At 69.1% G+C, this 13984-nt stretch carries 12 protein-coding genes; 7 read left to right on the forward strand and 5 right to left on the reverse strand.

All coding sequences use genetic code 11. The features are described 5' to 3' along the window. The first annotated feature begins 3 nt into the window (after positions 1-3). A complete protein-coding gene (locus ABH920_RS23235; protein WP_370351186.1) occupies positions 4-1167 on the forward strand; it encodes an epoxide hydrolase family protein in 1164 nt (387 codons plus the stop codon). A 107-nt stretch (positions 1168-1274) separates the two neighbouring features. Here ABH920_RS23235 and ABH920_RS23240 read toward each other — a convergent pair whose 3' ends face one another. After that, positions 1275-1760 (reverse strand): hypothetical protein, encoded by a 486-nt coding sequence (locus tag ABH920_RS23240; RefSeq protein WP_370351187.1) that lies wholly within the window; start codon positions 1758-1760, stop codon positions 1275-1277. A gap of 375 nt (positions 1761-2135) precedes the next feature. On the opposite strand from ABH920_RS23240, the gene ABH920_RS23245 reads away from it, so the two are divergent. Beyond that, the gene (locus tag ABH920_RS23245; RefSeq protein WP_370351188.1) at positions 2136-3506 is read left to right on the forward strand and encodes a cellulose binding domain-containing protein; all 1371 of its coding nucleotides are present in this window, start codon (positions 2136-2138) and stop codon (positions 3504-3506) included. A 14-nt stretch (positions 3507-3520) separates the two neighbouring features. Further along, positions 3521-5926 (forward strand): ricin-type beta-trefoil lectin domain protein, encoded by a 2406-nt coding sequence (locus tag ABH920_RS23250; protein WP_370351189.1) that lies wholly within the window; start codon positions 3521-3523, stop codon positions 5924-5926. 229 nt (positions 5927-6155) lie between these two features. Here ABH920_RS23250 and ABH920_RS23255 read toward each other — a convergent pair whose 3' ends face one another. After that, entirely contained in the window at positions 6156-7112 is a 957-nt protein-coding gene (locus ABH920_RS23255; RefSeq protein WP_370351190.1) for an NADP-dependent oxidoreductase, read from the reverse strand. Positions 7113-7174: 62 nt separating this feature from the next. Next, entirely contained in the window at positions 7175-8047 is an 873-nt protein-coding gene (locus tag ABH920_RS23260) for a helix-turn-helix transcriptional regulator (protein WP_370351191.1), read from the reverse strand. 160 nt (positions 8048-8207) lie between these two features. Between ABH920_RS23260 and ABH920_RS23265 the strand changes: the two genes are divergently transcribed. Together ABH920_RS23265 and ABH920_RS23270 are read left to right on the forward strand one after the other, a co-directional pair. Continuing rightward, positions 8208-8987: an NAD(P)H-dependent oxidoreductase gene (locus ABH920_RS23265; RefSeq protein WP_370351192.1), complete on the forward strand. Its 780-nt coding sequence runs from the start codon at positions 8208-8210 to the stop codon at positions 8985-8987. Between the two features lie 70 nt (positions 8988-9057). After that, positions 9058-9285, forward strand: coding sequence for a hypothetical protein (locus tag ABH920_RS23270; protein ID WP_370351193.1), 228 nt, complete (start codon positions 9058-9060; stop codon positions 9283-9285). Positions 9286-9529: 244 nt separating this feature from the next. Here the strand turns inward: ABH920_RS23270 and ABH920_RS23275 are convergent, their stop codons facing one another. Continuing rightward, positions 9530-9667: a hypothetical protein gene (locus ABH920_RS23275; RefSeq protein ID WP_370351194.1), complete on the reverse strand. Its 138-nt coding sequence runs from the start codon at positions 9665-9667 to the stop codon at positions 9530-9532. Position 9668: 1 nt separating this feature from the next. Between ABH920_RS23275 and ABH920_RS23280 the strand changes: the two genes are divergently transcribed. Together ABH920_RS23280 and ABH920_RS23285 are read left to right on the forward strand one after the other, a co-directional pair. Continuing rightward, entirely contained in the window at positions 9669-10295 is a 627-nt protein-coding gene (locus ABH920_RS23280) for a transposase (RefSeq protein WP_370351195.1), read from the forward strand. Between the two features lie 201 nt (positions 10296-10496). Then, positions 10497-11639 carry a hypothetical protein gene (locus tag ABH920_RS23285; RefSeq protein ID WP_370351196.1) on the forward strand — a complete coding sequence of 381 codons (1143 nt, stop codon included), beginning with the start codon at positions 10497-10499 and terminating at the stop codon, positions 11637-11639. Positions 11640-12618: 979 nt separating this feature from the next. On the opposite strand, the gene dxr is transcribed toward ABH920_RS23285, so the two are convergent. Beyond that, on the reverse strand, positions 12619-13920 hold the full coding sequence (dxr, locus tag ABH920_RS23290) for a 1-deoxy-D-xylulose-5-phosphate reductoisomerase (RefSeq protein WP_370351197.1): 1302 nt from the start codon (positions 13918-13920) through the stop codon (positions 12619-12621). Positions 13921-13984 lie beyond the last annotated feature (64 nt).

Consider the following 13984-nt stretch of genomic DNA (forward strand, 5'->3'; position numbering starts at 1 on the left):
CCCATGGCCGCATCGACGTCCGCGCCCTCGACCCTCGTCCGCCCCTTCACCGTCGCGATCCCCGACTCCGAGATCGAGGACCTGAAGCGGCGACTGGCCAGAACGCGCTGGCCGGATCCCGAAACCGTCCCGGACTGGTCGCAGGGCGTGCGGCTGGAGAATGCCAAATCGCTTGTCGACTACTGGGGGCGGGAGTACGACTGGCGTCGGTTCGAGTCGGAGCTCAACCGGTTTCCGCAATTCCTGGCCACGATCGACGGGCTTGATATTCACTTCATTCATGTCAAGTCCAGGAATCCGAATGCGATGCCGCTCATCTTGACGCACGGATGGCCGGGTTCGATCGTCGAATTCCTGAAGCTGATCGGCCCGCTGACCGATCCGGTGGCGTTCGGGGGGAGCGTCGAGGATTCCTTTGACGTGGTCATCCCGTCGCTGCCCGGATTCGGGTTCTCCCAGAAGCCGACTGAGGCGGGCTGGACCGTTTCCCGCATCGCAGCGGCGTGGGTGGAGCTCATGGCGCGTCTTGGCTATGAGAATTGGGCCGCTCAGGGCGGTGATTGGGGCGGTGTCGTGACCACTGCCCTCGGGGTCATGCGGCCTGAGGGTCTTCTCGGAATTCACCTGAACACCCAATTCGCTTTCCCCGCACAGATTCCCGAAGAGTTGTCGCCGGAAGAGCGCTACGCCGTCGACACGCTCGCCCTCTACAACGGGGACCTCGGCGGATCGAGCCACCTTCAGGCCACGAAGCCGGAGACCGTCGGATTCGCTCTGGCCGACTCTCCGGCCGGCCAAGCAGCCTGGATCTACGAGAAGTTCCAGTCCAAGACGGACAACCAGGGCCTCGCCGAGGACGCCCTCGGCGTCGACGACATGCTGGACGCGATTTCGCTCTACTGGTTCACCAACAGCGCCGCGTCATCCGGCCGCATCTACTGGGAGAACAAGGCGGGCAGCTTCGCCGGCCCGAAGCTCACCCTGCCGGTCGCGGTGACGGTGTTCCCGCGCGACATCCCGCGCCTGCCCCGAACCTGGATCGAAGACACCTACGCCGACCTGATCCACTACGGCGAGGCCGACAAGGGCGGACACTTCGCAGCCCTCGAACAGCCCGAGATCCTGGTCAGCGAGATCCGCGCCGGGCTCAGGGGCCTGCGTTCCTGACGCGAACTGCTGTATATGCGTCGCGATGCTGGATGAAGAGGTTGAGCTCCGCGACGTTCGCCACGTCGCGGAGCTCGCAATCCTCGGCCGGGTTCTTGGAGCGCGGCCTAGTAGACGCAGCCGCTGTCGCCGATGAGGTGGTTGCCGACGAAGATCATCCCTACCCGGACGGTGCCGTTGTCCGCGGTGTTCTTCAGGGGGCTCATGTTGACGATGGTGCCGCCGACCCCCTTGGTGTGGGACTCCCAGTCGACGCCCTTGGTGTTCTCGTCGTACATCACGAAGTTGCCGTCCTGCTGGTAGGTCACGTAGTCGGTGTGCCCGCGACCCCAGGTGTTGGTCGACCAGCAGGCCCAGAAGGTGCTGCCGAAGTGGTGGTACTCGACGAGGTTGCCGTCCGTCTGCATGATGAGCTGCAGGTAGCCCCCGTTCGGAACGTCCTGGTACAGCGAGTCCCCGGGGTTGAGCGTCTGGCCGCGCTGCAGGTACCACTGCCCGGGGTTCGCGGACGCGGACCCGGTCACGCCGACCGTGCCGCCGAGAGCGGCCGCGCAGACCGCGAGCGCGGTGGCCGCCTTGCGGAGCTTTGCCATGGTGATGATCCAATCTGTGAGGTGCCAGGTGCGGCGTCGTCGACGACCGCACTCCGGCGGCGCCGGACGTCCCCCCATCCGGGTCGGTTCCGGCACGAGTCCCAGGCTCACAGCGAGACCTGGCATTTTTCTGGCAGCGGAGTGTCAGTGGCAGCCGTCTGCCCGCCGCGGGCTCGGCTGAAAGTTTCGCTCCGGCGCACGACGTGTGCGCCGGCGCTTCAGCCGTATCGACGACGCGTGACCTGCGGCGTCCGACATGTGCCCGACACGGATGCCAGCGAATCGGTTCGACGCACCTTGCGGTGAAGGTGCCTTCTTGGCACCTTCACGGCGACGCGGTGTACGTCGGCGGATGTTCGAAAGGATGAGGACCAGATGGCTCGTCTTCTCAGGGCGCGTGCTCTCGCGGCCGCCCTCGCGATCGCCTTCACGGCGGCGCTGTCCGCGGTCGCGCTGCCGGCCGCACAGGCCGCCACGACCACGTGCTCGGGCACCGGGACGATTCCGGCCGGGGACTACATGATCCAGGCGAACGAGTGGAACTCCACCGCGCCGCAGTGCGTCACCTACAACGGCGGCACCGCGTGGACGGTGAGCACCGCGAACTTCAACCTCAGCGGCGGCGCGCCGGCCACCTATCCGTCGATCTACAAAGGCTGCCACTGGGGTCTGTGCACCGGGAACAGTGAGTTCCCGATCCAGATGAGCAAGCTCGGCAGTGCGGTCAGTTCGTGGAACACCACGCAGCCCTCGTCCGGGACGTACGACGTCGCCTACGACATCTGGTTCAACTCCACGCCGACGACCACCGGGCAGCCGGACGGCACCGAGGTGATGATCTGGATCAACAGCCGCGGCGGGGTGCAGCCGTTCGGCTCGCAGACCGGGAACACCACCGTCGACGGCATGAACTGGAACGTGTGGACCGGGCAGCAGACCTCGTGGAAGATCATCTCCTACGTCCTGAACCCCGGCGCCGCCTCGGTCTCCAACCTCGACCTCAAGGCCCTGTTCCAGGACGCGGTCGCGCGCGGCTCGATCAACCCCTCGAACTACCTGCTCGACGTCGAGGCCGGCTTCGAGATCTGGCAGGGCGGCCAGGGCCTGGGCACCAACAGCTTCTCGGTCGCGGCCACCACCGGCTCCGGCGGCGACACCACGCCGCCCTCGGTGCCGGCGAACCTCGCGGTCACCGGGACCACCGCTTCGTCGGCCGCGCTGTCCTGGTCGCCGTCCACGGACAACGTCGGCGTCGCCGGATACCGGGTGTACCGCAACGGCGTGCAGGTCGGCACGACCGCCGGGACCACGTTCACCGACACCGGCCTGTCCGCCTCGACGCGCTACACGTACACCGTCGCCGCCTACGACGCGGCCGGAAACGTCTCGGCGCAGTCCGCCGGCGTGACCGCGACGACGACCTCGAACGGGGGAGGAGGAGGCAGCGGATGCACCGCGACCTACTCGTTGACCAACCAGTGGAGTACCGGGTTCACCGCCAACGTGACCGTGGCGAACACCGGGACCGCCCCGACCAACGGCTGGAAGGTGGCCTGGACCTGGGGCGGCAACCAGCAGATCCAGAGCCTCTGGAACGGCGTGCTGAGCACCAGCGGGACGGCCGTGACCGTGACGAACGCGGGCTACAACGGCTCGATAGCCGCGGGTGGCAACACGTCGTTCGGCTTCCAGGGCGGCTACTCGGGTACTAACAGCTCGCCGACACTGACCTGCAGCACGAGCTGAAAGGGAAGGCGATCGTGTCAGGACTCAGCCGGATCCTCAGACGCCTGCGATCCTCCACGGCGGCGCTCGCCGGCCTGGCGCTGGCCGCGAGCGGCGTGGTCGCCGTCGTGGCCGCGCCGGCGCACGCCGCCACCTCCATCACCATCAACGGCGCGTCCGGCGGGCGCACCTTCGACGGCGTCGGGGCGATCAGCGGCGGAGGCGGCAACAGCAGGCTGCTGATCGACTATCCGGAGCCCGAGCGCAGCCAGATCCTGGACTACATGTTCAAGCCGGACTACGGGGCGGCGGCGCAGATCCTCAAGATCGAGATCGGCGGCGACACCAACTCCACCTCGGGCGCCGAGCCCAGCATCGAGCACAGCCGCGGCGTGGTGAACTGCGCCGTCGGCTACGAGTTCTGGCTCGCCGAGCAGGCCAAGGCGCGCAACCCGAACGTCAAGCTGTACGGCTTGGCCTGGGGCGCGCCGGGCTGGATCGGCGGCGGGAACTTCTGGTCCACCGACATGGTGAACTACCTGGTGTCCTGGCTGGGCTGCGCGAAGTCCCACGGCCTGACCATCGACTACCTCGGCGGCTGGAACGAGCGCGGGTACAACATCGCCTGGTACGAGCAACTGCGCAGCGCGCTCAACGCCAACGGATACGCCGGCGTCGAGATCGTCGGCGCCGACTCGGACTGGTCGATCGCCAACGACGTCGACTCCAACCCGGCGTTCGCCTCCGCGGTCGGCGTCCTCGGCGCGCACTATCCGTGCGGCTACCGCTCAGCGCAGTCCAGCTGCACCGTGCCGTCGGCCGCGAGCTCGTCCGGGAAGCAGCTGTGGGCCAGCGAGAACGGCTCGGACGACTACAACGGCGGTGCGCAGGCGATGGCGCGCGGCATCAACCGCGGCTATATCGACGGCCGGATGACCGCCTATCTCAACTGGCCGATCGTCGCCGCGATCACGCCGAACCTGCCGTATCCGACGATGGGGCTGGCGTCCGCGCCGCAGCCGTGGTCCGGCTCCTACTCGGTGGGCAAGAACGCGTGGGTGATGGCGCAGACCACGCAGTTCACCGCACCCGGATGGCAGTACCTGGACGCGTCCAGCGGCTACCTCGGCGGCAATCGCGGCAACGGCAGCTACGTGACGCTCAAGGCGCCGAACAACAGCGACTACTCGACCGTCATTGAGACGATCGACGCCGGCGGCGCCCAGACGCTGAACTTCAACGTCACCGGGGGACTGTCCACCGGTCAGGTGCACGTGTGGGCCACGAACGTCAGCTCCAACAACCCGGCCGACTACTTCGTGCACACCGCTGACGTCACGCCGTCCGGCGGGAGCTTCAGCCTGACCGTGCAGCCCGGCTATGTCTACTCCCTGACAACGACGACCGGGCAGGGCAAGGGCACGGCGGCCGGTCCGGCCTCGGCGCCGATGAGCCTGCCGTACAGCGACACCTTCGACAGCGACGCGACCGGCAGCGAAGCGAAGTACCTGATGGACTGGCAGGGCTCGTTCGAAGTCGCCGCTTGCGGTGGCGGTCGCAGCGGCCAGTGCGTGCGGCAGATGAGCCCGCAGGCGCCGATCACCTGGGACACGCTCTCCGATCCGCATGCGTTGCTCGGTGATGTGAGCTGGAGCAACTACACGGTCTCCTCGGACGTGCTGCTGGAGAAGTCGGGCTATGCCGAGCTGATGGGCCGGGCCAACACCCAGTCGTACGGCGGGGCCGGCGGCCTGAACGCCTACCATCTGCGCGTCAGTGACACCGGCGCGTGGTCGATCCTGAGCACGAATACCGGCGCCACTGTCAGCACCCTGGCAAGCGGTACCGTCGCGGCGCTGGGCACCGGCCGCTGGCACACGCTGTCGCTGGCCTTCTCCGGCAGCGCCGTCACCGCGAGCATCGACGGTACCCAGGTCGGTATCGCGACCAGCAACACCTGGGGCGCCGGCCAGATCGGCTACGCCACCAGCCAGGGCGAGACCGCGCAGTTCGACAACCTGTCGATCACGCCCGGCTCCGGCGGCGGCGGAGGCAGCAGCGGCGAGATCATCGGCACGGGCTCCGGCCGGTGCGTCGACGTGCCCAACGCCTCGCAGACGCAGGGCACGCAGGTCGAGCTGTGGGACTGCAACGGCGGGACGAACCAGCAGTGGACCGCGACCGCCGCCGGCGAACTGCGGGTCTACGGCAGCGACTGCCTGGACGCCTCCGGGCAGGGCACCAGCGCGGGTACCAAGGTCGACATCTGGCCCTGCACCGGTGGCAGCAACCAGAAGTGGACGGTGAACGCCGACGGCACGATCAGCGGTGCTCAGTCCGGGCTGTGCCTCGACGCCACGGGAGCCGGGACGGGGAACGGCACGCTGCTGGAGCTGTGGACGTGCAACGGCGGTAGCAACCAGAAGTGGAGCCACGCGTAGTCGGAAGCCATACGAAAGTGAGGGGACCGGGGAGCCGCTGACGCGGTGGCTCCCCGGTCAGGGTGCTGCGGACCCGGGCCCCGATGGCCTTGCCCGCGGCCCTGCGAGCGGTCAGCTCGGGCACACAGTTCGCTGGCGAGATCGTTGCTATGGCGAGTGCGTCGACGTGGCGAGTGCGTCGACGTGGCGAGTGCGTCGACATGGCGAGTGCGGCCGGTTCGGCGCCGGATCAGAGATCGATGACGACCTTGCCGCGGACGTGGCGGTCCGCCTGGCGCTCGACGGCCGCGCGGATGTCCGCGACGGGGTAGGTCGCGGCGATGGGGACGTGCAGGCGGCCGGCTGCGACCAGGCGCGCGATGTCGTCGAGGGCGGCGGGCCCGGCGCTGGCGCCGCTGACGGCCGGGACGCCGTCGACGGCGCCCGCGATGGTGCAGATGCGATCGTCCGGGACCCCCAGCTCGCGGGCGGCGTGCACGGTGTCAGTGCCGTGCAGGTCGAGCGCCGCGGTGACGGGGCCCGCGGCGAGGCCGCGGACGCGGTCGGCCAGGCCGTCGCCGTACGCCACCGCTTCGGCGCCGAGGGCCCGCAGGTGGTCCGCCGTCGCCGGCGAGCCCGTGCCGATCACCCGCGCGCCCGCGATGCGTGCCAGCTGGACGGCGAACACCCCGACGCCGCCGCCCGCGCCGCCGACCAGCACGGTGTCGTCCGGGCCGAGCTTGAGAACGGCGAGCGCGGCGGCCGCGGTGCTGCCCGCGATCGCGAGGGTGGCCGCGGTACGGTCATCGACGCCGTCCGGGGTATGGTGCGCGACGCCGGTGGCGATGTCGCCGTCCGCGTCGACCACGACGAAGTCGGCGACGGCCCGGGACAGGGCCGCCCCGAACACCCGGTCCCCGACCTCGTAGCCCTTCGCACCCGCCCCGACCTGGTCGACGACCCCCGCGTAGTCGGTCCCGAACCCGCAGGGCAGGCTCAGGCCGAACCGCGCCGCGGTCGCGTCGTCCGAGGTCATGATCCAGTCCATCGGATTCAGCCCGGCCGCCGTGACGCGGATGCGGATCTGCCCGTCGCCCACGTGGGGCTCGGGCACGTCCTGGACCACCAGTGCCTCCGGGCCGCCGAACGACTCCAACCGGACCGCCCGGCTCACCCCGTTACGCGGCCCGCCGTCGTGCTGCTGCATGCTTCGCATCTCCTCGGGTTCACGGAGCCGCCACGAAACGGATCGCGCTCCGGTTGGCGAGGTTAGCACAAGCGGAGCGTGTTCCGTTTGTCGATCGGGGCACCGGACGTGCCACCACCACCGTCCGCACCGCCGGCGCCGATCCCCGCGAGCAGCCGCAGCCCGTCCTCGCTGGCGCTGCCGGGGGCGGCGGACAGCACCAGCAACTCCATGCTCGACTCGCCGGGCAGCGCGAAGTTCTCCTGATGCAGTTCCAGCGGTCCGACCAGCGGATGCCGGTACGCCTTGGGCCCGTGCGTGCGGGCGCGCACGTCGGCGCGAGCCCAGAGGCGGCGGAAGCGTTCGCTGCCCATCGCGAGTTCGCCGATGAGGGAGGCCAGGCGGGGGTCGTCCGGGTACTTGCCGACGGCCAGGCGCAGGTGCCCGACCACGTCGAGGGTGCAGTTTTCCCAACCGGCGTACAGGCCGTGCTCGGCCTCTTCGAGGAAGAGGTGTCGGGCGGTGTTCAGGCCCGGTATCGGGCGGCCGTACAGGAGTCCGGCGAGGCGGTTGCCGGCCAGGACGTCCATGCGGTGGTCCATGATCAGCGCGGGTGCGTCGGGGACCAGGTCCAGGACGCGCAGCAGCTCCGGGCGGACCCGGCCGCTCGGCGCCTTCGCGCGGCGGCGGCGCTGCCGGGCGAGGCGGAACAGGTGCCCGCGTTCGGTCTCGTCCAGGCCGAGGACCCGGGCCAGTGCGTCCAGGACGTGTTCGGAGGGCTGGGTCGCGCGGCCCTGCTCCAGCCGGACGTAGTAGTCGACGCTGACGCCGGACAGGTGCGCGATCTCTTCGCGGCGCAGCCCCTCGACCCGTCGGCGGCTGTCGACGGGGATGCCCACGGCCGCGGGGTCGACGCGGGAACGCCGGGTCCGCAGGAAGCCCGCAAGATCGTCCATGGCTTCCAGTATGACCTCGGCCATGGCCTCCGCGCTGCCCGCGAGGGTGGTCCTGCCGTTACCAGGAAGTCCAGTCCGTGGGTAGTCGGGCCCCTGAATGTCGGGCGCCGCGATGTCCAGAATCGAGGGCACCCGAACTGAAGGATCTGAAGGAGTGCTCGTGAAGACCCTGATCGTCTACGCCCACCCGGAGCCGAAGTCGCTCAACGCCGCGCTGAAGGACCTCGCCGTGTCCACCTTGGAGACCGCCGGGCACGAGGTGCGGATAAGCGATCTGTACGCGATGAACTGGAAGGCGGTCGTGGACGCCGCGGACTACGGCCCCGACGCCTCGAACCCGCTGAAGGTCGCGCAGGACTCCGGCCGCGCCTTCGACGCCGGCACTCTCACCCCGGACGTCCGCGCCGAGCAGGAGAAGCTGCTGTGGGCCGACACGATCGTCTTCCAGTTCCCGCTGTGGTGGTACGCGATGCCTGCGATCCTCAAGGGCTGGGTGGACCGCGTGTTCACGTACTACTTCGCCTACGGCGTCGGCGAACACAGCGACACCAAGTACGGCGAGCGCTTCGGCGAAGGCACCCTCGCCGGCCGCAGGGCACTGGTGTCGGTGACGGCCGGGGGACCGGAGTCGCACTACACGGCCCGGGGGATCAACGGGCCCATCGACGATCTGTTGTTCCCGTTCCAGCACGGCGTCCTGTACTACCCGGGCATCGAGGTGCTGCCGCCGTTCGTGCTCCACGGCACCGACCGGATGACCGAGGAGGACTACCCCGACGTCGCGAAGGCCTGGGAGCAGCGACTGCTCACACTGGAGTCGACGGAGCCGATCGCATTCCGGCGACAGAACTTCGGCGACTACGAGATCCCGTCGCTCCAGCTGAAGGCGGGATTGGAACCTGCGGGTCGCTCGGGCTTCGGACTGCACGTGCGAGGCTGACGCGGATGTGCGGATGTGCGGACGTAGAAAGGCATCCGTGGGTCTGGGTGGCGGGCGCTAGCGTTGGCCTATGAAGGTGTACTTGCTGTGGCACACCCACGACCTGGCGGCTGACGCCGACGACGAGCCGGATGACGATGCGAAGCTGCTCGGCGTGTACTCGTCCGGTCAAGGGGCGGAGGCCCGCATCGCGCGAGCGCGGCAGCTTCCCGGATTCCGCGACAGTCCCGACGGCTTCGAGGTGTCGGAGTACACCGTGGACGAGGACGAGTGGAACGAGGGCTATACGACGGTATAGCTGCTGCGACGTAGGTCAGCCTATTTGCTGAGACTTGACGGATCGACGGAAGGCCACGGGCTTGGTCGACGATACGACGCGCCTGCTGGGTCCGGACGGGGTGGCGGTCACTTCCGTGCGGCTCGACGATGACGCGAATCCGATGATCGCCCTCGTCACCCGCGATGAGCAGGCCCAATGCTGTCCGCGCTGCGGCGCGCGGTCGGAGAATCCGCACGGCTGGGTGCGCACCCGTCCACGGGATTCAGCGGTGGCAGTGCCGCACGCAGGACTGTCCGCGCCGGACGTTCACCGAGGCGCTGCCGCAGATCCCGTCCCGGTCCAGGTTGACCGGCTGGCTGCGGGTCTCGGCCGGCGCGGCGGTGGCCGAACGGGGCCGCACGGTGCTCCAGTCCGCACGGGACCACGAGATCTTCTGGCCGATCGTGCAAGCCGCGTTTGCCGCGCACGCAGCAGCGGCGCTGCCCGAGCGCGTTCCGAGTGTGGAGCATCTGGGGATCGATGAGACCCGCCGTGGAAAGGCGAAGTTCCGGCTGACCCGCTCCGCGGCGAGGATGCCCGCCGACCACCTCGACCCGATGGTCGAGGACCTGACGGCGCTCCCGAAGAAGATCGGGGCCCCGATTCTGGCCGCTTGGAATGTGAAGGACGACCTGATGGACCTGCTCGCCCTGCACGGCACCCACCTCGGCCGCGCCGAGATCTACGACCGGCTCGTGAAGTTCTACGAATCGGCGGCCGCCTCCGGACTGCCGGAGATGGAACGCCTGGCCACGACCGTCTCGACCTGGTGGCCGCAGATCCTCGCCGGGATTACCGCCGGGATAACGAACGCCGCCTCCGAGGGCATCAACCGGCTGATCAAGACCGACGCCCGGTGCGCCTTCGGCGACCGGAACCCCGCCAACCAGCGGCTACGCGCCCGCTGCGCCACGACCCGACGAGCCCGAGGCCACCTCAGCCGACACCCGAGCGGCCGTCACAGCCAGCCTCGACGCTCAAGCCCCTGACGTCACAGCCAAATTTGATGAGCCCCATCTCTTGAAGTGACTAGGAGAGCTCTAAGGTGTTACTGCGAAATGCATAGTCGCTCTCGCCGCCGAAGTCGGAATAGTGCAGATGGCTGACTTGTTCGCTGCACCTGAATCGCATGTCGTCTGGCATTGATATAGATCGAAGAGGAGAGCCTTCGCCTTCGAACCTGCGCCTTGGTGTCTTTCGGCGCCGGAGGCACACTGAGCGTCGTGAAGAATGGATATGGCTCATTCGCGAAAGCCCGGGCCGCCGCTATCGCCGTCCTGGCCGCCGTATTCTCGATGGTGTTTGCGGTGGTTCCGGCCACCGCGGATCCGCCCATCCCGGCCGCTACGGACATCATCTCGGTCGGCGCGAACACCACCCAGGCGTTCGACAACGGCTTGTCTGCGGCGTACAACGCGACCCACCCGGCCTCGAATTACTACAGCTGGAACGCAGGCACCTCGGCGATCACGCCCAAAGCGGGCTGCGACACGACGGCCGACCCGCCCGGGGCGGGTGAGATCGTCCGGGCGGATGGTTCCGACGCCGGCATCGGCCAACTGAATTACAACGACCACACCTGTGTCGACATCGCCCGTTCCGGCCGGGCCCCGCACTCCGGAACCACCGATTACTTCATCCCGTTCGCCGTGGACGCGGTGGGCTGGTCGGCCTACACCGGTGGCAACGCGCCGACCAATCTGACCAGCCTGGAGCTGAAAGGCATCTTCAGCTGCCAGTACCGCACCTGGAACAGTCTGCCAGTGGACCCGGCCTCGTCGAGCGACACCATCGACGTGATCCTGCCCCCACCCGGTTCTGACACCCGCGAATTCTTCCTGGGCGCAATAGGCGTCCCGGACGTCACCCCCAACCCGCCTTGCTGGGACACCTCCGCCTTCCCCGACGAGAACGAGGGCACCGACCCGGCGTTCGCTGGTAATAAGGACGCGATCTACCCCTACTCGCTGAGCCACTACGTCGGTCAGACCTTCTACGGCAGGGGCAGCGGCATCGACCAAGCCGGAGCGCTGGACGCCCAGCGTTCGATCGACGGCATCAGCCAGATCGTAACGGCGTACAAGGACTGGAACTCCGGTCTGTCCACGGCCTATTACCGCGCCGTTTTCCACGTCGTGCGCGCCAGCGACTGGAACGCCTCCGGCCCCGGCGGAACGACCGAGCAGGCGGCCCTGAAAGCCCTGCTGGGCCGTTACAACAGCGGTACCCGGACCGGCGGCTGGCTGTGCAGCCTCGATGGCCAAGCTCTACTCCCGCAGTACGGCTTCCATCTACTCGGCGCGGGCTGCGGCACGCCACAGCCTGGCATCTGACCCCTTCCTCACCCACATCACGGCCCTCGGGACTTCCCGGCGGCCGTTTCGTCATGAGGGGTTCATCAGGGCCGGTTGCGGCGGCGTTGGTGAGTAGATCGCGGTGTCGGTGTAGGACAGCGCCCAGGCTCACGACCAGCTGCAGCCGGCGAATTCTGCTGCGCGGCAGCGTGCCCAGCAATGCCCCCAGCGGCGTCCGATCCGCCGTGGCTGTTGCGATCCGTGACTGCGCCGGATCGCCCATCGCCGCGGTGCCCTGAACACCGCCGCCGCGAAGATCGAACGCTCCCTGGAACTCGGCCACGCGGAGTGGCCTCCGGAGTGACTCGCGCCCGGAAGCTTCCCACCGGTGGAGCACCGCCATCGGTGTGACATGGGAGTTTGTCGGGTCTTCGAAGTTGACCGTGCTTCGAGTCCCTGGAGGGCTTGACGACGTCATCAATGCCTTGATGGATGCGAAGCGCCCGTGACGCTCTGTGGTTCTTCGGGTTGCGAAGCTTAAAGGACCACGAGAAGGGCCACGGGCTTGCCCAACGATACGACCCGTCTGTTCGGCCTGTTCGGCCTGTTCGGGGTGGAGGTGGTCGCGGTCGAGGTCGGTGAGGACGACATTCCGATACTTGACCTGGTTACCACCGCTGAACAGGCCAGACCACGCTGCGGTGGACCAAGCGCCGCTGGCGCTGTCCGAACCAGGCGTGTGCGCGCAGGACGTTCACCGAGGCGCTGCCGTCGATGCCGCCGCGACACCGCTCACGGCCCGGTCGCGGGTTGCGATCGGGCCGCCGTGACCGATGGCAGACGCACCGTGATCCAGGCCGCCCGCGACTTCGAGGTGTCCTGGCCGGTCGCGAACGCCGCGTTCACCGCCGCGGCCAAAGCCGCACTGCCGGCACAGACGCCGCCAGTGGAGTATCTGGGCCTTGACGAGACTGCCGTCACGGCTGAGTTTGATGAGCCCGCATATGGGACGGCGCCGCTAGGCCGTCAGCTCCCGCGCCCGCACCCGGGCCCGGTGATCGGCGTCGAGCACCGTGTCCAGGGTGAGCTCGCCGGGCGCGGAGTCGTGCTCGGCGAGCACGCGTTCCACCGTGTCCACGATTGCCGGGAACGGGATCTGACCGGCCAGGAAGGCCGCGACGCACTGCTCGTTCGCGCCGTTGAACGCCGCCGGGGACGTGCCGCCGGCCGCGGCGGCCTGCTTGGCGAGCCGGACCGCCGGGAACGCCTTGTCGTCCAGCGGGAAGAACTCCCAGCGCGCCGCGGTGGACCAGTCCAGGGGCGGGGCCGCGCCGGGGATGCGGTGCGGCCAGCCCAGGGCCAGGGCTATCGGCAGGCGCATGTCCGGCGGGCCGGCCTGGGCGATGGTGGAGCCGTCCCGGTACTCGACCATCGAGTGCACGATCGACTGCGGATGGACCACCACGGCGATCCGGTCCAGCGGCACGTCGAACAGCAGGTGCGCCTCGATCACCTCAAGGCCCTTGTTCACCAGGGTCGCGGAGTTCACGGTGACCAGCGGACCCATCGACCACGTCGGGTGCGCGAGCGCCTGTTCGGGGGTGACGTGCGCCAGTTCGTCGCGTCGGCGGCCGCGGAACGGGCCGCCGCTGGCGGTCAGGATCAGACGCTCCATCTCGTCCTGCGTGCCGCCGCGCAGGCACTGGGCCAGCGCCGAGTGCTCGGAGTCGACGGGCACGATCTGGCCCGGCCGGGCCGCCCCGGTCACCAGGTCGCCGCCGATGATCAGCGACTCCTTGTTCGCCAGCGCCAGGACGTGTCCGGCGCGCAGTGCGGCGAGGGTGGCCGGCAGCCCTGCCGCGCCGGCGATCGCGTTGAGGACGGTGTGGCACGGCATCGCCGCCAGTTCGGTCGCCGCCTGCGGCCCGGCCACGATCTCGGGCAGGTCTTCGGTCAGCGACGACGCGCCGCGGGGAGGCGACGCGGTGGTACGGGTAGCCGATGCCGTGCGCGAAGACGAACCCGTACGCGAAGAGGCAGCCGCGCGGGAAGACGAACCCGCGCGGGCCAACGCCCCCGCACGCCAAGCAGCCTCGGCCCGCAGCGCCAGCCGCAGGTCGGGCACGGCGCCGACATCGGCCACGCCGACCACCCGCGCCCCGCAGTCGAGCGCCTGCCGGGCCAGCAGCGCCGGGTCGCCGCCGCCGGCGGCCAGGCCCACCACCTGCAGGTGCTCCGGCGTCCGCCGGGCCACGTCGAGGGCCTGCGTGCCGATCGACCCGGTCGAGCCGAGGATCACGATCTGTCGAGGACGGTCCACGCCGTTGAGCCTACACCTTTACTGACCGTCGGTCAGTCACTTAGGATCGGCGGCGTACCCGGGC

Source organism: Catenulispora sp. EB89, assembly GCF_041261445.1.
Taxonomy (GTDB): Bacteria; Actinomycetota; Actinomycetes; order Streptomycetales; family Catenulisporaceae; genus Catenulispora.

What these genes read in the sequence shown, in the direction of transcription:
- ABH920_RS23255 (WP_370351190.1), bottom strand. Translation starts at nt 7,112, where the DNA reads ATGCAGCAGCACGACGGCGGGCCGCGTAACGGGGTGAGCCGGGCGGTC.
- ABH920_RS23235 (WP_370351186.1), top strand. Translation starts at nt 4, where the DNA reads ATGGCCGCATCGACGTCCGCGCCCTCGACCCTCGTCCGCCCCTTCACC.
- ABH920_RS23245 (WP_370351188.1), top strand. Translation starts at nt 2,136, where the DNA reads ATGGCTCGTCTTCTCAGGGCGCGTGCTCTCGCGGCCGCCCTCGCGATC.
- ABH920_RS23240 (WP_370351187.1), bottom strand. Translation starts at nt 1,760, where the DNA reads ATGGCAAAGCTCCGCAAGGCGGCCACCGCGCTCGCGGTCTGCGCGGCC.
- ABH920_RS23260 (WP_370351191.1), bottom strand. Translation starts at nt 8,047, where the DNA reads ATGGACGATCTTGCGGGCTTCCTGCGGACCCGGCGTTCCCGCGTCGAC.
- ABH920_RS23270 (WP_370351193.1), top strand. Translation starts at nt 9,058, where the DNA reads ATGAAGGTGTACTTGCTGTGGCACACCCACGACCTGGCGGCTGACGCC.